The organism is uncultured Meiothermus sp. (genome assembly GCF_937863175.1).
Lineage (GTDB): Bacteria > Deinococcota > Deinococci > Deinococcales > Thermaceae > Meiothermus.
This window is the reverse complement of the sequence record NZ_CALMCQ010000188.1, coordinates 1-20,973: the sequence shown is the minus strand read 5'-3', so window position 1 is coordinate 20,973 and position 20,973 is coordinate 1. Positions and strand designations below refer to the sequence as shown.

Below are 20,973 nucleotides of genomic sequence, written 5' to 3'. Positions count from 1 at the left end.
AACCGGGTGATAGCGTTTGGTTGGGAACAGGAGGGTTTGCACTGGCCATGAAGATACGGAGTCTGCAAGTCACAGACCTTCCGTCCTACTTTCTTCTGCGCACTGCGCTTTGGCCTGACAGCGCGGGTAGCTTTGAGCTCGAGGTGGCTGAGATTATCGGCGCAGCAGACCAGGCTAGCTTTGTGGCCGAGCATGAGCAGGCCCTGATCGGCTTTGTGGAGGTTTCGCTGCGGCCCTATGCCGAGGGCTGTGACTCCCGTCCGGTGGGCTATCTGGAAGGTTGGTACGTGGCCCCCCAGCACCGGCGCAGCGGGGTCGGACGCAGGCTGGTGGAGACCGCCGAGGACTGGGCCAGAGCCAAAGGCTGCACCGAGATGGCCTCCGATACCGAGCTTCACAACGCCCTGAGCCAGCAGACCCACACCCGCCTGGGCTACCAGGAAGTCGAGCGCATGGTGTGTTTTCGCAAATTGCTGTAAAAGAGAGGAACCATGACCCCCACCGCCGCCATAGACCGCAGCAAGGTTAAAGCCCTGATGGAGCGCGAGCATCGGCTGTTCGCCCAGCGCAACCCCAGGTCTTTCGAACTCTACCAGCGTGCCAAACACTCGCTGCTGGCGGGTGTGCCCATGCACTGGATGACCCGCTGGCCAGGCGGTTTTCCGGTGTTTGTGTCCGAGGCCAGGGGAGCGACCTTCTGCGATGTGGACGGCAACGAGTACCTTGACCTCTGCCTTGGCGACACCGGCGCCATGACCGGACACTCCCCCGAGGCCGCCCTGCCCGGAATCGTTGCACAGCTCCACAGGGGCATCACCACCATGCTGCCCGGTGAGAATGCTTTATGGGTTGCCGAGGAGTTGCAGCGCCGGTTTGGCCTCCGGTACTGGCAGTTTGCGCTCTCGGCCACCGACGCCAACCGCTTCTCGCTACGCCTGGCCAGGGCCGTCACCCGGCGCCCCAGGGTACTGGTATTTCATGGCTGCTATCACGGCACCGTAGACGAGGCCTATGCCTGGCTGGTAGACGGCAAGCCCGCCAGCCGCCCCGGCAACATTGGGCCACAGGTAGACCCTACCCTTACCACCAGGGTAGTGGAGTGGAACGACCTGGAGGCCCTGGAAGAGGCCCTGAAGCCCGGCGATGTGGCGGCAGTGCTGGCCGAACCGGCCCTGACCAATGTGGGCATTGTGCTGCCCGAGCCGGGCTACCACCAGGCCCTGCGCGACCTCACCCGCAAGTACGGCGCCCTTCTGATTATTGACGAGACCCATACCCTCTCGGCGGGGCCGGGGGGTTACACCCGGGCCGAGGGCCTCCAGCCCGACATCCTGACGGTGGGAAAGCCGCTGGGCAGTGGCGTCCCCTCGGCAGCCTATGGCTTTAGTGAGGAGTTGGGAACCAGAGCCCACGCAGCCATCGTCCCCACCGCTGCGGATACGGGAGGGATTGGGGGAACCCTGGCCGCCAACGCGCTCTCGCTGGCGGCCATGCGGGCCACCCTGGAACACGTGCTGACCGAGGAAGCCTACGCCCACATGATCTCGCTGGGCGAAAAGCTCGAGGCCGACGTTAGAGGGGTGATGGAAAAGTATGGCCTGCCCTGGCACGTTACCCGCATCGGCTGCCGGGTTGAGTACCTGTTCCGCCCCAACCCTGCCCGCAATGGCAGCGAGGCTCTGGCCGGGCAAGACCCCGACCTCGATCCCTTTATGCACCTCTACATGATGAACCGGGGCATCCTGCTCACGCCCTTCCACAACATGGCCCTGATCTCGCCCGAGACCACCCAGGCCCAGGTGGACAGGCATACCAAGGTGTTTGAGGCCGCGGTTAAGGAGCTTATCAGTTAGTCCCTGTAATTCGCACCTCCCGCCGCTTTGGTGGTGTCCGCATCCCCTTCGTTGGGCTCAGGGAACCCTCTTTTAATCAACTCATTAGTGCTTTTTTCTTGGCTCAGCTCCAACCCTGTACCTGTTTTTCGCGGGTGCTCCCACAGGCGGTTCTCGAGGTCTGTGGTGCTACCGGTGTAGTAGCTGCCGTCGTCACACTCGAGGATGTACAAATATGCCAATGCTCAGAAGGGTCGGTTCCAGCCGTGCACAGTCTCCAAACTCTGGGCTACGGCCAGCAGCAGGTCTTCGCGCAGCGGCCCGCCCACCAACTGCACCCCGACCGGCAGACCATCCGAACCCACGAACAGCGGTAGCGAGATGGCGGGCTGTCCGGTTACGTTCCAGACCGCAGTGTATGGGGTGAATTGCACGGCACGCTCGAAGGCTGCTCTGGGGTCGGGGGACTCGGTGTCCAGGCTACCGATGGGGATGGGGCGCAGGGCCAGGACGGGTGTGAGCAGCAGGTCGTAGTGCTGGAAAAAGCCCATCAGGCTGCGGGCATGGTTTTTGAGTGTTTCCAGTGCAGCCAGGTAGGCTACCGCCGGGGTTTTGAGGCCAATTTCACAAAAATGCCAGGTCAGGGCTTCCACGTCGGACGGCTGGGGGGTGCGCCCATGCAGGCTGGCCCCCCAGACCGTATTGGAAGCCACCCCCGCCGCCCACAACACCATAAACTGCTCGAGCAGTTTTGGGCTGATCCAGCCGGGCGGCGTCGCCCACTCGAGGGTGTGCCCCATCCCCTCGAGCATTCTGGCCGCTTTATTTACCGCTTCCACATGAACCGGGTCGGGGTCGTGCCCTGGGGTCGGCGAGCTGGTCAGCACCGCGATACGCAAGGGCTTGAGGGGCTGCTGGGCCAGGGCCGCGTAGGGCTGTGGGGGAGCGGGCGCCCAGGTCGAGTCGCCCACCTCGTAGCCCGAGAGGATGTCCAGCAGGTGGGCACTATCTGCCACGCTGCGGCTGATCACCCCCTGGGTAGACAAGAAATTGTCCCCCAAAAATGGGCCCGTGGAGATGCGACCCCTCGAGGGTTTCAACCCCACCAGCCCGCAACAGGCCGCCGGGATGCGAATCGAGCCCCCGCCATCACTGGCATGGGCCACCGGCAGAATGCCCGCCGCCACCGCAGCTGCTGCCCCGCCGGAAGAGCCGCCGGGGGTGCGCGTGGGATCCCAGGGGTTGCGGGTGGGGCCGCGCAGGCTGGACTCCGTGACCGGCACAATGCCAAACTCGGGCGAGGTGGTCTGGCCCAGCAGCACGAAACCTGCCTCGCGCAGGCGGCGCACCGTGTAAGCGTCGGCGGGAGCCTGGTGGCGGGCGAAGAGCCGGGAGCCCAGGTTCCAGGGCTGCCCGGCGACTGGCGTGAGTTCCTTGATCAGCATCGGCACACCCGCGAAAGGGCGCGGATCGCCCGGCAGGATGCTTCTGGCGGCTGCCACTGCCCCTTCGGTATCCAGAAAGCTAATGACATTGAGGTCACTGGTAGCCTCAACCTGGGCCAGGCTGGCCTCTAACAGGTGTGTAGCAGACACCTCCCCGGTGCGGATCAGGACGGCTTGCTCGAGGGCGGATTTTTGCAGGAGGGGGTTTTGGGTGAAAGATCTGGGGTTCATGGGCTGGGTCTCATCGTACTCTGGCCACGAATACCCGGTGAGCAGCGGTTGAGTATGCTGAATACGGTTCATGAAGACCAGCGCTGAAATAGTGATTTGTGGGGCAGGGATAGCCGGAGTTTCAGCGGCCTATCACCTGGCAGTCAAGAATGGTATCCAGAACATGGTGCTGGTGGAGCAAAGCGACCCCTTTGCGCTCACCTCCGACAAGTCTACCGAGGCCTACCGCAACTGGTGGCCGGGGCCGGACGCGGCCATGATCGCCTTCATGAACCGCAGCATTGACCTGTTGGAGGAGATCGCCCATGAGTCTTCTAACCGCATCAACCTCAACCGGCGCGGCTACCTCTACGCAACCGCCGATGAAGCCAGGATTCCCATGCTCGTCGAAGCCGCCGAAGGCGCAGCCAAAAAGGGAGCGGGAGAATTGCGAGTTCATGCCAGCAGCACCAGCAATTACCAACCCTCCCCTGCTCTGGGCTTCGACTTCAACCTGGGTGGAGCCGACCTGATTACCGATCCCAGCCTGATTCGGCAACACTTTCCTTACCTTGCACCATACACCCTGGCGGTACTGCATGCCCGCCGCGCCGGGTGGTTCAGCGCCCAGCAGCTTGGCATGTACCTGCTGGAAAAAGCCCGCCAGTATGGGGTTCGGCTGGTTCGGGGTCAGGTAGTCGGGGTAGAGACTACGGGTGGAAGGGTTCGGAGTGTACAGATCAAACACGAAGAGGGTTCCATGCAAATCGAAACGTCGGTCTTCGTCAATGCTGCCGGGCCGATGCAAAAACAGGTGGGTCAGATGCTGGGGGTAGCACTTCCCGTCTTTGCCGAGCAGCATCTCAAGATGAGCTTCAGCGAGAGCCTGGGCGTGGTACCCCGCGAAGCCCCGATGCTGATCTGGATGGACGAGGTGGAACTGCCCTGGAGCCCCGAGGAGCGCGAACTGCTGGCCGAGGAGGAGTCCACCCGCTGGCTATTGCAGAAGTTTCCTTCGGGTGTGCATTGTAGACCCGACGGGCATGGGGATAGCACCACGCTGATCGTGCTGTACAACCACCATACACAACCCGTTGCGCCAACTTTTCCGCTTGCGCCAGACCCCCACTACGCCGAGATCGCTCTGCGCTGCCTCTCGGTGATGCTGCCGGGCCTAAGGCAGTACCTCGAGAAGCCCCCCAGGCCCTTTGTAGACGGGGGCTACTACCTCAAAACCCAGGAAAACCGCCCGTTGATTGGCCCGTTGCCGGTGGAGGGAGCCTACCTGATTGGGGCATTATCAGGCTTTGGGGTGATGGCGGCCTGCGCGGCAGGGGAACTGCTGGCAGCCCATGTTACAGGCGCGGAACTGCCCAGCTATGCCCCGGCGTTTCACCTCGCGCGCTACCAGGATCCGGCCTACCAGAAGCTGCTCCAAAACTGGAGCGACGGCGCACAGCTATAGACAAAACCTGGGAGCAGTTCAGGGCTCAGAACCCGGTTAACTAGAACTGTGGGCTGTGTGCTTCTCTTTTTAGTGCTTGACCATGATGTGCCGGGCCACGGTGTAGTCCTCGAGCGCATACATGCTCATATCCTTGCCGTAGCCGGACTGCTTGACCCCCCCGTGGGGCATCTCGTTAACCAGCATGAAGTGGGTGTTGATCCAGGTGCAGCCGTACTGCAACCGGCTGGCAATTCGCATGGCCTTGCCCACGTCTTGTGTCCAGACCGAGCTGGCCAGCCCATAATCGGAGTCGTTGGCCCAGGCGATAGCCTCCTCGGGGTCGGAGAAGCGTGTGACCGAGACCACCGGCCCAAACACCTCGCGCCGCACGATTTCGTCGGACTGCAGGGCTCCGGCCACCACGGTGGGCTGGTAGAAGAAGCCCTTGCCCTCGGCGGGGTGTCCCCCGGCGGTCACCTCGATGTGCTTCTGCATTTTGGCCCGCTCGACAAAGCTGGCCACCCTTGCACGCTGCCGTTCGGTAATGAGGGGCCCCATCTCCACCCCTTCGTCGTTCTGCGCTCCCACCCGGATGGACTTGACCGCGCCCGATAGCTCGGCTACGAACCTGTCGTAGATTTTCTTGCCCACATACACCCGGCAGGCGGCGGTGCAGTCCTGGCCAGCGTTGTAGTAGCCGAAAATTTTAATGCCCTGCACGGCGGCCTCGAGGTCTGCATCGTCCATCACGATCACTGGGGCCTTGCCACCGAGCTCGAGGTGGGTTCTTTTCAGGCTCTGCGAGGCGGCCTCGAGTACCCTGCGCCCGGTGGCCACGTCGCCGGTGAGCGAGATCATCCGCACCGCAGGCTGGTGAATCAGCGAAGAGCCCACCGTCTCCCCCACTCCCGTCACCACGTTCACCACCCCTGGAGGGAAAATCTCAGCCAGCAGCTCGGCCAGCTTGAGGGTGGTCAGGGGGGTCTGCTCGCTGGGCTTAATGACCACTGTATTTCCGGCTGCCAGGGCTGGGGCTAGCTTCCAGGCCGCCATCATCAGCGGGTAGTTCCAGGGCGCAATGCTCGCCACCACCCCAATGGGGTCGCGGCGGATCATGCTGGTATGGCCGGTCAGGTACTCCCCGGCCAGCGAACCCGTCATCGAGCGGGCCGCCCCGGCAAAGAAACGATAGCAGTCCGAAATGGCCGGGATTTCATCATTCAGCGCGGCCAGGTAGGGCTTGCCGCAGTTGAGCGACTCCAGCCGGGCAAACTCTTCGGCCTGCTCATCAATCCTGTCGGCCAGTTTCAAAAGCAGCAGTGAGCGGTCTTTGGGAGTGGTCTGAGACCAGCTATCAAAGGCTTTATCAGCCGCAGCCACGGCCTGCTTGACCTGTTCCACCGAAGCCTCTGGCAGCCTGAGCAGCACCTCGCCGGTGGCGGGGTTGAGAACCTCCAGGGGAGTGCTCTCCCCGGCCACGAACTCCCCGTCAATCCACATCTTGCTTTGTCCAATCAGTGCTCTGGTTGTCATCGTTGATTTCCTTTCTCTTACTGGTAACACTCGGCTTTGCCACCACTGGATTTGACCGCCGCCATTCTTTCTTAATTTGACTCCTGGTATTTTGCGACCGCAGACCCTGCACTCCCCTTCATCCCGTTTTCCCTCCCCCATGTAGATCGTCCGTATCACGGGTAAGCCACTGGGCCCACACGATCGGCAAGAAGGTTATGAGCATGACAAACACCGCCACCACATTGGTGATGGGGCGTTCTCTGGGGCGAAACAGTTCATTCAAAAACCAGATGGGTAGGGTCTTCTGGTCGGCAGCGGTAAAGGTGGTGACGATTACCTCGTCAAACGAGAGCGCAAACGAGAGCATGCCGCCTGCCAGCAAAGCCGTAGCGATGCTGGGCAACACCACCCTACGCCAGGTGGTAAACCAGTCCGCCCCTAGATCCATCGAGGCTTCAATTTGTGAGTAGCCGGTGCGACGGAACCGAGCAACCACATTGTTGTAAACCGTCACGATGCAAAAGGTGGCGTGCCCAATGACGATCGTCCAGAAGCCTGGCTCGAGTGCAAGCCGCTTGAAGGTAGTGAGCAGCGCGATTCCTGTCAGGATACCCGGCAGGGCAATGGGCAAAATTAGTAGAACGGTGATGAAGTCCTTGCCCAAAAACTGGAAGCGGTAGATGGCCGCCGAGACCATCGTCCCCAGAACCAGAGCAATCCCGGTAGCCATCGCGGCCACCTGCAACGACAGCCAGAGCGCAGCCCACATATCCTGTCGCTGAAAGGCTTCGCCAAACCAGCGCAGGGTCAGACCCGGCGGCGGGAACTGGTAGGTGCGATCTTCGGTGGTAAGGGCGTACAAAACAATAATTACAATCGGGAAATGCAAGAAAAGCATCCCGATGTAGAAGGCAATGCGCAGGCCCAGCGAAGGCTTATTGGGCATGGGGGTGCCTCCCGTACCACCGGTTGCAGGGCACCCGTTGCAAGTCCGGGGCCGTGCTCCTGTGCCTGAGACCACTACAGCGCATTAAACGCCCCCAGTCTGCGCACAATTAGCAGGTAAATAGCGATGATGACCACCGGCACCACCGAGAAAGCAGCCGCCAGCGGCAGGTTGCCCGCCGTGCCTTGTTGTATAAAGACCATCTGCCCAATGAAGAAACCAGGCTGGCCCACCACCTGCGGAATAATGTAATCGCCCAGGGTCAGAGAGAAAGTAAAAATCGAACCTGCCGCCACACCGGGAATCGCCAGCGGCCAGATCACCCTGCGAAAAGTCTGGCCGGGCCTGGCACCCAGATCGGACGAGGCCTGGATGAGGGATTTGGGGACGCGCTCGAGGGCCGCGATGATCGGTAAAATCATGTAGGGGAGCCAGATATAGGTAAAAACCAGGAACATCCCCAGGTAGCTGTTGGAAAGGCTGGAACCGCCAATCACGGGCACGCTCAGAATGCCTTGCAGGAGCCAGCCCAGCCCCAGCAGATTGAAAAACCAGCTAATCACACCTTCGCCTGCCAGAATCAGGCGCCAGGCATATACCTTGATCAGATAGCTTGACCACAGCGGCAACAACACCATCAGATACCAGAAGGTTCTGGCACTGCCTTTGGTATAAAAAGCGATGTAGTAGGCAGTCGGAAAGCCAATCCCAATACAGGCCAGCGTGACTACCAGGGCCATCCCGGTGGTACGCAGAACAATGTCTACATTGGCAGGAGAACTAAACAACTGCTGAAAAGCCGAGAGCGAAAACCTGTATTCCACCTGCCCAGTGAAGTCGTTGAGCGAATAGAAGCTGTAGAGCATCAGGTTAAAGAGTGAGCCCAGGTAGATAATGCCCAGCCAGAGCAAGGGGGGAATAAGCAACAGCAGCAGCAAAAACAACGGGCGTACATACAGCGCATCGGAAAAGCGGCGGCGAAGGGTCACCCTAACCTCCCCACCGCTTTAGTTGTAAACAGGGGGTTGATCCGCAAGCAGTGGCTCACGATACCTCCTGCAAAGGTCGTAGAAAGCTGCTTTCCCAGCGTAGCGTGACTGCATTGCCAATCTGCAAACTCTGCTCCTCCGAGGAGGTGACCGCAGTCAGGCGTTCACCCCCCACCTGGACTTCGTAGCGGGTCTGCGAACCCAGGTAGTGGATATCCAGCAGGGTGCCGCTCAAGCTATTGGTCCCGTTCTGGCTGCCCGCCTGGATGTAGATGCGCTCCGGGCGCAGGGCGTATTTTCCTGCTCGAAGGCCAATTAGTCTGCCATCCAGCACATTGGCGCTGCCCACAAACCGGGCCACAAACTCGGTTTTGGGGTATTCGTAGAGCTGCTTGGGACTATCGAGTTGCTCGATTTTGCCGAGGTTGAACACCGCCACCCGATCCGACATGGAAAGAGCCTCACCCTGGTCGTGGGTAACGTAGATAAAGGTGATTCCAAGCTGGCGCTGCAGGGCTTTCAATTCGATCTGCATTTCTTCGCGCAGCTTCAAGTCCAGCGCACCCAGGGGCTCGTCTAACAAGAGCAGCCTGGGTTTATTGATGAGCGAGCGGGCCAGTGCTACGCGCTGCCGCTGTCCACCCGAGAGTTGCCCAGGCCGCCGGTTCCCAAAGCCCGAGAGTTTGACCAGTTCCAGCATCTCCTCAGCCCGCTTGTGGCGTTCGGGCTTAGGAAGGCCACGCACCATCAGCGCATAGGCCACGTTGTCGCGCACGTTCATGTGGGGAAAGAGCGCATAGTCCTGAAACACCGTATTCACATCGCGGGCATACGGGGGCAGCCTCGAGGCATCTTCTCCAAACAGCACAATCCGTCCAGAAGTGGGTTGTTCAAACCCCCCGATGAGGCGCAAACAGGTGGTTTTACCCGATCCTGACGGCCCCAGCATGGAGAAGAATTCGCCGGGGAGCACTTCCAGATCCACTGCGTCCACTGCTTTAACCTGTCCAAAGTGGCAGGAAAGCTGGTTGAGCAGAACGGCAACTTGGGTTGTTGGAGCCACAGGTTCTCTTTCTTCTTGCATAGCAGCTTATGGAAGGAGTACGGTGTTCTTTCCGAAAAACCGCCTTATGTACGCCCACGATAGTAACGGTGGTGGTTTAACGCGGTGCAATCTGGGGGTTTTCGTCGGCGCGGTTCGGTGACCAGGACGCTGTGGATAGGGCAAATTCCCAACCGGGAGATACTTAGATGCACCCCTCGGTGAGCGGGCACCCAGGAAGAGCGTGACCGGCATTTTTGATCGCTCGCATAAGCCTGAACAGCCGGGCAGAGGCCAGTGGAAACTTGCTTTTTGACTGACCTCCACCCTCCCTAATCCCTGTCGGCTTTCCTGTCAGACACCCTTCTTTCCATTACAACCGCTGCAAGATTTCTGCTACCTTCCGCCCTGAATGGCGATGTAATCACTGACCCAACGGCTGTACGGCACGCACTGGTTGTTCTGGGTACGGCACTGGACAGTAGGAGTACGCCAGAAGAAAATCTTGTCGAAGTCGTTGTGCCCCTGGTTCTTGCAGCCATCGGCAGGCAACAGCGAGCCGGGGGTATTGCAGGCTGCAGGCACCACGGGGTTCGAACCAAACCAGCCAGCAATGTCGGCCTGCACCTTGTGGGTGAGTTGCCAGTTGAGCCAGCGGTAGGCACAGTTGGAGTTCCTGGAGTTGGCCGCCAGCATGGTGGTATCGGCCCAACCCGTAGCCCCTTCCCTGGGCACCACCCAGCCGATGGGGCGCTTATTGGCTTTGAGGGTGTTGACCTGGAAAATCCAGGTAGTGGAGGCCACCGTGCCCTCATTGGTGAAGTCCTGTACCTGGGCGTTGGCATCGCTCCAGTAGCGCTGGAGGAGTGTACGCTGCTGGCGCAGGAGCTTGAGCACTTCAGCATACTGGCGTTCGTTGAGTTCGTAGGGGTCGCGAATGCCCAGGGCGGGCTGGGTACGCATCAGGTAGAGCGCCGCATCGGCGACATAGATCGGGCCATAGTAGGCCTGGATACGCCCCCTGTTGCTCCTGCCATCCGGCAGCATCATTTCTTCGAAAACCACCCTCCAGCTATCCGGTGGGGTCTTGAAGACACCGGTGTGGTAGGCCAGCACGTTCACGCCAAACTGGTAGGGCACCCCATAGCGCACGCCATTGACCACATACCAGGGCGAGTTGAGCAGGCGGCGATCCAGGTTGCGGGTGTTGGGAACCAGGTTCCAGTTGATGGGGGCTACCACATTACCGGCGATCAGGCGCTGGGTGGCATCGCCAGAGGCGGTGACGAGGTCGTAGCCGCCCTGGTTCATCAGACGCACGGCCTCGTCGGAACTGCTGAAGACCTTGACTGTGACCTTGCAGCCGGTCTCTTTTTCGAAGCCCGAGACCCAGTCCGCACTTTTGTCGGTGGAGCCATTCTCCACATAGCCAGGCCAGGCCAGAATGTTGAGCTGGCCCTCGTTCTGCCCCAGCGATTGTTTTGCCCGGCTGGCCGGAAGTTGTGCCACCGCCAGACCCGCCACTATCGCCAGACCTGCTATCGCCAAGAACCATCGTGTTCTCATGCTCCCTCCTTAACCCGATACGACAGCCCATAAGGCTTTGCGACACCCACCAGGTGAATCGAGCTGTCGAACTGACCCACACCATATAGGCCAGGCATTCTCCAAACAAGCAACCTGTAGATATAGGAGGTATCGGGGAAAAAGATGGGTGGTCTGGGGTTATTCGTGCGTGCTCAGCAAATCGCCATAGTTCATGCCATACTCCTGTACCCGGCTGTGCTCGCCCACCACCACCAAAAACTGCCGGGCTGCCTCGCTCAGAGCGCTGCCTCTGCGCCAGGCCACCCCAATCTCCAGGCGCGGCAAATCCTCGAGCAAGGGGCGCGACTCCAGCCGATCGCCCTCCAGGCTCCAGGGCCGGTACATCAGGTTGGGCAGCACCGCCACGCCAATGCCCACCGCCACCAGGCTGCGCATGGCCTCGATGGAATCGGTGCGTACCGCAACCTGGGGGAAACCGCACAAGCGGTAGATCTGCTGGGTAACTTCCTCGAGTTCGTCGTTCTTGAGGGATAAAAAGCGCTCGGTCTGCAAGTCTTTGAGTGCCACCGCTTCCCGCTGCACCAGCGGGTGGTTGGCCGGCAGCCAGACTCGCCAGGGAGCCTTTAGCAAGGTGCGGGTTTCGATGGCCTGTTTGTCCACCACCGAAACATTCATTACCGCTACGTCCAGCTCGCCATTAATTAGCAGATGCTCGATGTATCCCCGGCGATCTTCCACGATCGTAACCTGGATACCGGGGAACACCCGCTCAAAGCGATCCAGCAGGTAGGGCAGATAGTAGGCCGTCACCAGGCTGGTCACACCTAAGTTAAGCTGTCCGCTGGTAGCATCGGGGCGTTCGCGGATGGCCTGTTCGGCGTTGCGAAGGGCGGCCAGTACCTCATGTGCATGGCGCAGAAATTGATGCCCGGCATGGGTCAGAATCATCCCCCGGGCATGTCGGGTGAAGAGATCGGCGCCCAGAGTATCTTCTAGTTTTTTTATGGCCTCCGTTACTACCGACTGGGTCACATTTAGTGAGGTCAGGGCTTTGGAAATCGAGCCCGACTCGGCTACCGCAATAAAATAGACCAGCTGCTTGAGCGATATTTGCACCGAAGGCTCCCATCGGTAGAACCGTTGATTCAAGTGTAGCTGCTTAAGTGACCCCTGAACAGCTCTTTTGCAGAACTCATCTCGAGGAAGCAAACTAAACCCATGCCTCTGGTCAAGCAGATTGGCTGCTACACCCTGATGCTTACACTCACGCTAGGAAGTTGCGAAGTCCTGGCACAAAGCAGTAGCGGCGAGCCCGACGCACGGCCTGGAAGCATATGTACCCCTACGACCTCGAGCCGTTCTGAGCCCCGTACCGAAGCCGAGCAGAAAGAGCGTGAACGCTGGGCGGCCTACCGCGAAAAACTGCAAAGCTATCTGCCCTTGCTCCCCAGAGAGCCCGATGCACGGCTGGCGATGCCCGTGCAGGGCGCACGGGTGCGGGAGGTCGCCAACACCTTTGGCGCAGCCCGCAGCGGCTGGCGAACCCACGAAGGGCAGGACATCTTCGCCTCCAGGGGAACCCCCGTCTACTCGGCCACGAGCGGGTTTGTCTGGCGCATCGGACAGGGGGAATTGGGGGGATTGTACGTGTTTGTGGTAGGGCCGGGCGGGCGGCGCTACTATTACGCCCATCTGGAGCGCTATGCACCGGGTCTCAAGGAGGGTCAGAAGGTCACGACCCGTACCGTCCTGGGCTATGTGGGCAGTACCGGCAATGCCCGCACCACCCCTCCACATCTGCACTTCGGGGTGTACTCGGGCAGTCGGCGCACCTGCGACTACAAGGTTATTGACCCCCTGCCCCTGCTGGCCGACCGTGACTGGCGAGCCATCACGGTGAACCCCGCCCGCAACCGCTAGGGTTTTGATTTGCGAGACTCCCCTACCCCCAGCCTGGAAACCCAGGAGTATGCTAGGAATTGCTATGGTCAAAGACTTCCATTTCCCCAGCAGCGCCTATGTGGGCGGTAAGTGGCACAAAACCCCCAAAACCTTTGCGGTCAAGAGCCCCTACAGCGGTGACCGGGTGGCCGAGGTAGCCGATTGCGGTGAGGTCGAAGCAAAAATGGCCGCCGACGCCGCTGTGGCAGCCTTTAAGGAGTGGAAAAAACTGACCGGGTTCGAGCGCGGGAAAATTCTGCGCAAATGGAACGACCTGCTGATTGCCCACCAGGAAGAACTGGGGCGATTGACGGCTTTGGAAATGGGCAAGCCCATCACCGAGGCCAAGGGAGAAGTACTGTATGCGGCCAGTTTTGTGGAATGGTGTGCCGAGGAAGCTACCCGGGTGAACGGCGAGTTGATTCACTCGAGGTTCCCCCACAAGCGCCAGATGGCGGTCTACGAGCCGGTGGGGCCGGTGTATGCGGTCACCCCCTGGAACTTCCCCACCAGCATGATTACCCGCAAGGCTGCGCCCGCGCTGGCGGCAGGTTGTACCATCATCATCAAACCCGCCGAACAAACCCCGTTGTGTGCGCTCTATATGGCCAGGCTCTGGGAGGAAGCGGGCGGCCCGGCCGGAACCCTGCAAGTGCTGCCCGCGCTCGACCCGGTGCCGGTTTCCAGGGTCTTGATGGAGGATATGCGCATCCGCAAGATCACCTTTACCGGCTCGACGCCCGTAGGCAAGATTCTCTACCGCCAGGGGGCCGAGACCCTCAAGCGGGTCTCGCTCGAGCTCGGCGGGAATGCACCCTTCATCATCTTCGAAGATGCCGACATCGAAAAGGCCGTACACTTTACCCTGCTCTCCAAGTACCGCAACGCCGGACAGACCTGTGTGACCACCAACCGCATCTATGTTCACAAGAGGCTCGAGGCCGACTACGCCACTGCCCTGGCCGAGGCCGTAGGCGGCCTGAAGGTGGGCGATCCGCTCGATGCCAGCACCAGCGTGGGGCCACTGGTCGAACAACAGGGTCTGGACAAAGTGGTCTCGCATGTGGAAGATGCCCTCTCCAAAGGCGCCAGAGTGGCCACCGGGGGCAAGGCCCTGGGCGGGCTGCTGTATGCGCCCACGGTACTAACAGGTATTCAGCCAGGGATGCGCATCCTGGAAGAAGAGACCTTTGGCCCGGTCGCCCCCCTGATGCCCTTTGAGGACGAAGAACAGGCCATCGCCTGGGCCAACCACACCGACTACGGCCTGGCCGCCTATGTCTGGACCAGAGACCTCTCCCGCGCATTCCGCGTGGCCGAGGCCCTGGAATACGGCATCGTGGGCGTAAACGACCCCGTACCCAGCGCGATGGGCTCCAACCTGCCTTTTGGCGGCTACAAGAGCTCCGGTCTGGGACGTGAAGGTGGGCACTGGGGCATGGAAGAGTATCTGGAAACCAAGCTCATCTCGTTTATGCTGCCCTAAAGACCACGTTCTCAGCCGCACCCCTTCCCCTGGCGGGGGATCGAGGGGAAGAACCAAGGCCCTCCGTTTTATGCCTTATCCAGGCGGCGCAAACGCATCGAGACCAGCTTCAGCTCTCTGATCCGCTCCCTCGACCTGCACGTGGGCAGGTCAAGACCTTCTGGTCTTTGCGGGCCAGGGTCGACCTCAAAGTTGCCGCCCACCACCTCATCCACTCCGGCGTGCTGGCCTGACTTCAGGTAGCAAACGAGGTGATTATCTTTTTGAATCCGGCATAAGCCGCTCCCGGCAGTGATAAAAAATTCTCGACCCCCGTTGGCGCGCCTATAGAATAAAGACATGGAACTCGTAGGCAGTCGCGGCGCTCCCAGAGCAACCCTGGCTGCCCTTAAGGAGACCCTTAAGGGCGTTAATTTCTCCGAAGCGGTGGTCAACTACCTTACCGACTGGCAAGACCAGCGGGCCAAAGCCCGTTTTGCCATCCTGGTACGCGAGGGCAAGCACCGGGTACTGAGCCTGGACGCCTTTGGCCCCCGATTTGGGGCGGGGGGCGATTCGGCGCTAAGAGAAATTACCCTCTGGTTTATCGAGCGTGGCGTAACCGACTTTAAGGAAGTTGTAATTGCCCCTTCGGAATATGCCGCGCTGTTCGAACTCGCCTGCGAGGAAGCCAACAAACTGATTGTGGCTAGCGCCAATCCCACCGACCCGATGCTCTACATCAACCGTGAGTTTACCAGCCGAATGTAACCCCAGTGATCAAGCTGCACCACACGGAGTTTAGCCAACCCCGGCCCCTCGGCCAAATAGAACGGTCACGGGCCTATTGCCCAGATGTCTACCAAGGTTCCATGACCCCATACTTTGGAAATGTCTAGACGTTAAAGCCAAACATCCGCATCTGGCGTTTGCCGTCTTCGGTCATCCTGGCGGGCGTCCAGGGGGGTGTCCAGACAAAATCCACGTTGACCGCATGAACCCCTTCCAGGCGCATCACGGCAATTTCGGCATCGGCCTTGACGATATCCTGCGCAGGGCAGCCGATGGAGGTGAGGGTCATGGTGATGTCCACCGCGCCGTCCTCCCCTACGTCTACCTCGTATACCAGCCCCAGATCCACCACATTGACCGGAATTTCCGGGTCTTTAACCACTTTCAAAGCCTCTATGATTTGCTCCTGGGAAGGGAGTACCGCTTCGCTCATGAGGAGTATGGTAACGCAAGGGTACCTATCGAATGCTGATGTATCTTGCAAAATCTTGACAAGGGCAAAAATCTATAGCAGTTGCGTAACCTGGATGGTATTTTCGATGAGAGGAGGCCGCTGGCCGGCGGGGAAGTCCAGAAGGGCACAGGCAACGCAGGGCCGACGGTAGCCCTGGACGGCGCACCCATGGATAGGCCCCAGGCTCACTACAGCGGTTTCATATGAAGGGTATTACCAGGTATCTCCCCGTCAGGAATTTGCCCTACCCACCGGGCCGGGCCGCTGAAAAACCCCTGCAGTGCACCGCGTAATACCACCGCTCGTATCATGGGCGCGCATATAACGATTTGGGCTGTTTTGCTGCTGCCCCCAGGGGACAAAAGTGGCGTAAAGCACGACAGTGGCCGATCGCTATTGGAAGGTCAGGCCCTCAGCTACCGGCTATAGGCTATCGGCCATCTGCTTCTACATGAACCGCTTGCGGCGACGATAGCTCTTCACATCCTTGAAGCTCTTGCGCCCACCGGATTTGGCCACCCCCAGATAAAACTCCTTCACATCGGGGTTGGTCTCCAGGTATTCCCTGGTGCCTTCCAGTGCAATCCGCCCAGACTCCATAATGTAACCATAATGGGCCACCGAGAGCGCTACTCGAGCATTTTGCTCCACCACCAGCACCGTGACGCCTTCCTCGGTATTGATCTGGGCCACAATGTCAAAAATTTCCCGCACCAGCATGGGGGCCAGCCCCAGACTGGGCTCATCCAGCAGCAGTAGCTGTGGATTTGCCAACAGGGCCCGTCCGATGGCCAGCATCTGCTGTTCGCCCCCAGAGCAGTAGCCTGCCAGGCGGGTCTTGATCAGGCCCAGCTTGGGGAAGTAGTGGTAGATTCGCTCGAGGTCTTCCCGAACCTTTACTCCGTCGCGCCGGGTAGCCGAGCCCACCCGCAGGTTTTCCTCCACGGTGAGGTGCTTGAAGACCCGCCGCCCTTCTGGCACCTGCACAATCCCCTTCTGCACAATCAGCTCGGGTAGTTTGTTGGCAATGTTTTCACCCCGGTAGTGGATCGAGCCCGACACCACCTTGCCATCCTCGGGAACCAGCAGCCCCGAAACGGCCCGTAGCGTGGTGGTCTTCCCTGCCCCGTTGGAGCCCAGCAGAGCGGTAACCAGGCCCTCCGGCACCTTGAGCGACACCCCCCGCAATACCTGGATGATGTCCTTGTAAACCACCTCTATATTGTTGACTTCCAGCAGGATGTTACCCAGGTCTTCGGGGCGCATATCACCTCTCAGAAAGCCGAAGGCCAAAAGCTTAAACTTTCGGCCTTCAACTTTTAGCCTCCTTTATGGGTTCCGCACCTGACGGAAGAGTGCCGAGGTAAAGGGATCGGTCACCGGAACGAACTTGCCGCCTCTGGCTTCCAACACCCGCAAGCCCTCTGCGCCGGTCTGCTCGGTGCGGGTGAAGTCAATCTCAATCCCTGCTTTGGTCGAAACCGCGAAGCCGGGCCTGAAAGCATTGGGGCCGTTCATACCGATCAGTGCCTGGTAAACGGTCTCGTTGTCAACGCGTCCATTGAATCGCTGGGCCGCACGGCGCATGGTTTCTACTGCAATGGCGGCCGCCAGCATACCTGCGGTGTAATTGGTGGAGTTAAGGGTATCGGCGCTGCGGTTGTATCGCTGAGCCAGTTGTTTTTGCAGGTTGATGCCGGGGGTGTTTTCGTCCAGGGTGAAGTAGCTGCTGGCCCACAAGAAGCCCTCTGCGGCATCGCCCGCCAGGCGAATTAGATCCGACCCGCCCGTATACACCGCCCCCATCTGGCGAATTTTGCGGTTCAAGCCCAGACGCTGGGCATCCTTGAGGATGTTGGACACCGGCCCGGCCACATTCTGGTGGATGATATAAGCAGCTCCAGCGGCGTCCAGGGCTCGCAGCAGTGCGGTATTATCCAGGTTTCCGCCCCCCACTTCACGCACATCCACGATGGTCTGTCCTAGCCGCTGGGCTGCCCGGCGGGCATGATCCACCACCGCCCGTCCGAAGGGGCTGGGGTTGACCACCAGTGCAATCCTGGCATTCTTGTCGGTGCGATTGATGTATTCCATCAAGGCTACTACTTGTTCGGAGTAGCTGCTCACCGGCAAAAACATGTACTGGTTGTTGGGTGGATCAATCAGGCCAATGTGCGCCGAGGCCGGGAGGGTTGGCATCTTCACTTCGTTGATGAGTGGCTTAAGTTGCAGCATCGCGCCGGTGGAATAGCCCAGATACATTGCAGGTTTAGCCCGATCCAGCGCTTCTTCAAAAATGCGCTGGGTGTTGGGGTTCTGGTACTGGTCGTCCCGTACGGTGCAGTTGAGGGTGATATTGGGAATCAGACGTTGCTCGTTGGCATGTTTGCAGTAGTCTTCGATTCCTGCTCCATAGGGCCCCCCCACATCCGAGGTCGGCCCGGTCACGGCCCCCGACCACAGCAGGTGAACCGTGCGCCCCTGGGCCATGGCCAGTCCCAGTACAGCCACCGCTGCTATAACCATCACTCGCTTCATAACTCCTCCTGTACTCTGTCGCTCTACCCTAATTGCAACGCGCCTTACGCGATGTTGCCATTGTTGGTCAAAGAGGCTCTTGACTACCGGCCTCAATACTTGAACGGCCACGTTCGGAAATAACTTCGCAAGAGACGCCACCAGTTAAACAGCCCTCTTGGCTCGAAGATCAGGAACAGCACAATCACCAGGCCGAAGGAGAGCGGCAGCAAGGCCGAGGCCACGTCCACACCTGCCGGGGTAATATTCTGAACGAACGCGCTGGCTTTCATCCATTCTGAAAGCCGTTCCATATACAATCGCAAGAACTCGATAAAGGCAGGGCCAAGCAGGCTGCCCACCACGGTTCCCAGCCCGCCCACAATCGCCATTGCCAGCAGCGCTACCGAACGGCCCAGGGTGAACTCTTCCACCACCACCGCCCGCTGCATGTAGGCCAACAGACCGCCCGCAACACCTCCGTAGAAGGCTCCCAGCGCAAAAGCCATCAATTTAGTACGGCCTGGATCCATCCCCATCGCGTCAGCAGCGCGGTCATTGTCGCGTACCGCGATTAAGGCGCGGCCATACTTACCCCGCAGCAGATTGCGCCAGGCAATCACCATCAGCACCAGCACCAACAAAATAATGTAGTACCAGAAGTAGTTGTGGTTGCGGAAGCCGATCTCCAGGCCCAAAAAGTTTCGCATCTCAACCGGGATTGCAGCCCCCTGGGCCAGGGCCGGACTGCGGCCCACCACCCAGACAAAAATCTCTTGGAAGGCCAGCGTAGCCAGGGCCAGATAGAGGTGCTTCACCCGCAGGCTGGGAATCCCCACAATGAATCCAATGATGGCAGCCGTAATACCCCCCAGTGGAATGGTCAGCCAGAACGGCAGGTCAGGTGCGGCCAGCGCCACCGTATAGGCTCCCACGCCCATGAAAGCCGCTTGCCCTACACTGATCAGGCCCGCATATCCGGTGGTGATGTTGAGCCCCAGCACCGCAATGGCATAAATCAGGATGAAGTTGAGCACCAGCACCTGCGAGCGCTCGAGAAACAGCGGCAGGGTGCACAGGGCTACCAGGAACAGCACCAGCGACACAATTTCGCGGTAGTTGGCGAAAATCGTGGTGTCCTGCACATAGGAGGTACGGTAGTTGCCGGTCTGGGCCCAGGGGTTACGCATGAGCACCTCCGGCATGCTGAAAGCTATAGGCTGACGGCTGAAAGCCAAGACCGACCGCACCTTTAGCTTTCGGTTTCCGGCTTTCCGCTTTCGGCAGCAGGTGTTTAGTGTTCAGCGTCATACCCGCTCGATCTCCTCTGTGCCAAACAACCCGTGTGGCTTGAACCACAGCATCACCAGCAAAACCACAAAAGGCATCACATACTGTGAGCCACCCCCTACCAACCCGGCCTGACTCAGTACCCCATCCAGATAGGCGGTAGAGAAAGATTGCAAGATGCCGATGATGATGCCCCCCACTACCGCGCCCGGAACGGAGTCCAGTCCGCCCAGAATCACGGCTGGAAAAACCGCCAGTCCAATTGCAATCAGGCCGTCCTGGTTCAAGCCAGACACCGTTCCCACCACGATGCCGGCTGCGGCCGCAGTCAGGCCAGCCACAGCCCAGGCCAGCGCGAACACCCGCTGCACCGAGACCCCCACGCTCATCGAGGCCATCTGATCGTCGGCCACTGCCCGCATCGAGACCCCCAACACCGAGCGCTGAAAAAACCAACCAAACAACACCAGGAAAAGGGCGGTAAAGCCAATCGCCAGAAGTTGCGGATACGAAATGCTGATACCCCCCAGGTTGAGGCCGCCCTGGGGCAGAAACTGCGGGAAGGTAAAATTGCCCGAGCCAAACGGGGTCAGATACATTAATCCATCCAACACACTGGCCAGCCCGATAGTCACCATAATCACCGAGATAATCGGCTGCCCCACCATCTTGCGCAAAAAAACCCGTTCTACCAGAAATCCCAGTCCAGCGGTGAGCAACATCCCCAGCAGGGCTGCCAGCAAAACCGGTAGCTTGGCCCATACCGCCAGCGCATAGGCCAGAAAAGCCCCAATGGCGATAAACTGCCCATTGGAAAAATTGATCACCCGGCTGGACTTATAGACCAGCACAAATCCCAGTGCCGCCAGGGCATAGATACAGCCTACCGCGATCCCGGAAATGAGGTTCTGTACAAAGTCAATCACTATACCCCCCGGTATTACAAACCCTCGAGTCCGATTGGTGCATATGGAACCTGTTCCCCGGTGTGCGGGGCATCGCATTGGGGTAGTCAATTGGGCTCATGTTGCCTTCTTGCAACCGGTGGGGGTCTGATTTTTCATGCGCCCACCAGTTCCTGGCTCGAGTCCGCTACCAGAACGCTTACATCCGTCGAAACTTTTTGCACGGTGCCATCCTGGTACTTGAACTCGGTGTCTACCCGCACCTTGTCGGTTCTGCCGTAGAGACCGTCCACAATCGGCTGGTAGCGCTGCATGATGAACTTCCGGCGCACCTTACCGGTACGGGTGAGCTCGTCGTCGTCGGCATCGAGCAGTTTGTATAGCAGTACAAAGCGCTTGATCCGCAGGTGTTCAGGAAGCCCGTCGTTTACAGCCTTAACCTCCTTGCGGATCAGATCGGCCACCTGTGGCTTCTGAGATAGATCTATGTAGGTGGTGTAGGCCAGCCGGTTGTCCTCGGCCCATTTGCCCACGGTCTGGGGGTCTACGTTAATAAAAGCGGTGATGTAGGGCTTCTGGTCGCCAAAAACCACCGCTTCTTTGACGTAGGGGCTGAACTTGAGCTTGTTCTCGAT

19 protein-coding genes and 1 pseudogene are annotated in these 20,973 nt (G+C 59.6%); 6 read left to right on the top strand and 14 right to left on the bottom strand.

The genetic code is table 11. From position 1 onward, the window contains the following. The first annotated feature begins 47 nt into the window (after positions 1-47). Together aac(6') and Q0288_RS07305 are read left to right on the top strand one after the other, a co-directional pair. A complete protein-coding gene (aac(6'), locus tag Q0288_RS07310) occupies positions 48-479 on the top strand; it encodes an aminoglycoside 6'-N-acetyltransferase (protein ID WP_299429210.1) in 432 nt (143 codons plus the stop codon). Between the two features lie 12 nt (positions 480-491). Then, positions 492-1,853: an aspartate aminotransferase family protein gene (locus Q0288_RS07305; RefSeq protein WP_299429208.1), complete on the top strand. Its 1,362-nt coding sequence runs from the start codon at positions 492-494 to the stop codon at positions 1,851-1,853. On the opposite strand, the gene Q0288_RS18070 is transcribed toward Q0288_RS07305, so the two are convergent. Together Q0288_RS18070 and Q0288_RS07300 are read right to left on the bottom strand one after the other, a co-directional pair. Next, complete coding sequence (locus Q0288_RS18070; RefSeq protein WP_366914733.1) at positions 1,850-2,065, bottom strand: GIY-YIG nuclease family protein; 216 nt, start codon at positions 2,063-2,065, stop codon at positions 1,850-1,852. The genes Q0288_RS07305 and Q0288_RS18070 overlap by 4 nt on opposite strands. A gap of 12 nt (positions 2,066-2,077) precedes the next feature. Continuing rightward, the gene (locus Q0288_RS07300; protein ID WP_299429206.1) at positions 2,078-3,508 is read right to left on the bottom strand and encodes an amidase; all 1,431 of its coding nucleotides are present in this window, start codon (positions 3,506-3,508) and stop codon (positions 2,078-2,080) included. A 70-nt stretch (positions 3,509-3,578) separates the two neighbouring features. Here Q0288_RS07300 and Q0288_RS07295 point away from each other — a divergent pair, with 70 nt between their 5' ends. Beyond that, positions 3,579-4,952 carry an FAD-binding oxidoreductase gene (locus tag Q0288_RS07295; protein ID WP_299429204.1) on the top strand — a complete coding sequence of 458 codons (1,374 nt, stop codon included), beginning with the start codon at positions 3,579-3,581 and terminating at the stop codon, positions 4,950-4,952. 69 nt (positions 4,953-5,021) lie between these two features. Here the strand turns inward: Q0288_RS07295 and Q0288_RS07290 are convergent, their stop codons facing one another. From Q0288_RS07290 to Q0288_RS07265, 6 genes are all read right to left on the bottom strand, one after another. Further along, positions 5,022-6,434, bottom strand: a complete 1,413-nt coding sequence (locus tag Q0288_RS07290) for a gamma-aminobutyraldehyde dehydrogenase (protein WP_299429224.1) — start codon at positions 6,432-6,434, stop codon at positions 5,022-5,024. Positions 6,435-6,585: 151 nt separating this feature from the next. Further along, the gene (locus tag Q0288_RS07285; protein ID WP_299429202.1) at positions 6,586-7,395 is read right to left on the bottom strand and encodes an ABC transporter permease; all 810 of its coding nucleotides are present in this window, start codon (positions 7,393-7,395) and stop codon (positions 6,586-6,588) included. A gap of 74 nt (positions 7,396-7,469) precedes the next feature. Then, positions 7,470-8,384: an ABC transporter permease gene (locus Q0288_RS07280; RefSeq protein ID WP_299429200.1), complete on the bottom strand. Its 915-nt coding sequence runs from the start codon at positions 8,382-8,384 to the stop codon at positions 7,470-7,472. A gap of 55 nt (positions 8,385-8,439) precedes the next feature. Beyond that, a complete protein-coding gene (locus tag Q0288_RS07275; protein ID WP_299429198.1) occupies positions 8,440-9,447 on the bottom strand; it encodes an ABC transporter ATP-binding protein in 1,008 nt (335 codons plus the stop codon). Positions 9,448-9,822: 375 nt separating this feature from the next. Beyond that, positions 9,823-10,992: an ABC transporter substrate-binding protein gene (locus tag Q0288_RS07270; RefSeq protein ID WP_299429196.1), complete on the bottom strand. Its 1,170-nt coding sequence runs from the start codon at positions 10,990-10,992 to the stop codon at positions 9,823-9,825. Positions 10,993-11,151: 159 nt separating this feature from the next. Beyond that, positions 11,152-12,090 (bottom strand): LysR family transcriptional regulator, encoded by a 939-nt coding sequence (locus tag Q0288_RS07265; protein WP_299429194.1) that lies wholly within the window; start codon positions 12,088-12,090, stop codon positions 11,152-11,154. 102 nt (positions 12,091-12,192) lie between these two features. Here Q0288_RS07265 and Q0288_RS07260 point away from each other — a divergent pair, with 102 nt between their 5' ends. From Q0288_RS07260 to Q0288_RS07250, 3 genes are all read left to right on the top strand, one after another. After that, on the top strand, positions 12,193-12,894 hold the full coding sequence (locus tag Q0288_RS07260; RefSeq protein WP_299429192.1) for a M23 family metallopeptidase: 702 nt from the start codon (positions 12,193-12,195) through the stop codon (positions 12,892-12,894). A gap of 64 nt (positions 12,895-12,958) precedes the next feature. Then, positions 12,959-14,401, top strand: coding sequence for an NAD-dependent succinate-semialdehyde dehydrogenase (locus Q0288_RS07255; RefSeq protein ID WP_299429222.1), 1,443 nt, complete (start codon positions 12,959-12,961; stop codon positions 14,399-14,401). Positions 14,402-14,740: 339 nt separating this feature from the next. Then, a complete protein-coding gene (locus Q0288_RS07250) occupies positions 14,741-15,151 on the top strand; it encodes a DUF3197 domain-containing protein (RefSeq protein ID WP_299429190.1) in 411 nt (136 codons plus the stop codon). Positions 15,152-15,275: 124 nt separating this feature from the next. On the opposite strand, the gene Q0288_RS07245 is transcribed toward Q0288_RS07250, so the two are convergent. From Q0288_RS07245 to Q0288_RS07220, 6 genes and pseudogenes are all read right to left on the bottom strand, one after another. Further along, on the bottom strand, positions 15,276-15,605 hold the full coding sequence (locus tag Q0288_RS07245) for a metal-sulfur cluster assembly factor (protein WP_299429188.1): 330 nt from the start codon (positions 15,603-15,605) through the stop codon (positions 15,276-15,278). Between the two features lie 468 nt (positions 15,606-16,073). Beyond that, positions 16,074-16,892 carry an ABC transporter ATP-binding protein gene (locus Q0288_RS07240; protein WP_299429186.1) on the bottom strand — a complete coding sequence of 273 codons (819 nt, stop codon included), beginning with the start codon at positions 16,890-16,892 and terminating at the stop codon, positions 16,074-16,076. A gap of 63 nt (positions 16,893-16,955) precedes the next feature. Continuing rightward, entirely contained in the window at positions 16,956-18,164 is a 1,209-nt protein-coding gene (locus tag Q0288_RS07235) for an ABC transporter substrate-binding protein (RefSeq protein ID WP_299429184.1), read from the bottom strand. A 92-nt stretch (positions 18,165-18,256) separates the two neighbouring features. Continuing rightward, on the bottom strand, positions 18,257-19,333 hold the full coding sequence (locus Q0288_RS07230; protein WP_299429182.1) for a branched-chain amino acid ABC transporter permease: 1,077 nt from the start codon (positions 19,331-19,333) through the stop codon (positions 18,257-18,259). A 117-nt stretch (positions 19,334-19,450) separates the two neighbouring features. After that, positions 19,451-20,359 carry a branched-chain amino acid ABC transporter permease gene (locus tag Q0288_RS07225; RefSeq protein WP_299429180.1) on the bottom strand — a complete coding sequence of 303 codons (909 nt, stop codon included), beginning with the start codon at positions 20,357-20,359 and terminating at the stop codon, positions 19,451-19,453. A gap of 134 nt (positions 20,360-20,493) precedes the next feature. Further along, a pseudogene (locus Q0288_RS07220) lies at positions 20,494-20,973 on the bottom strand (long-chain fatty acid--CoA ligase); the annotation flags it as partial.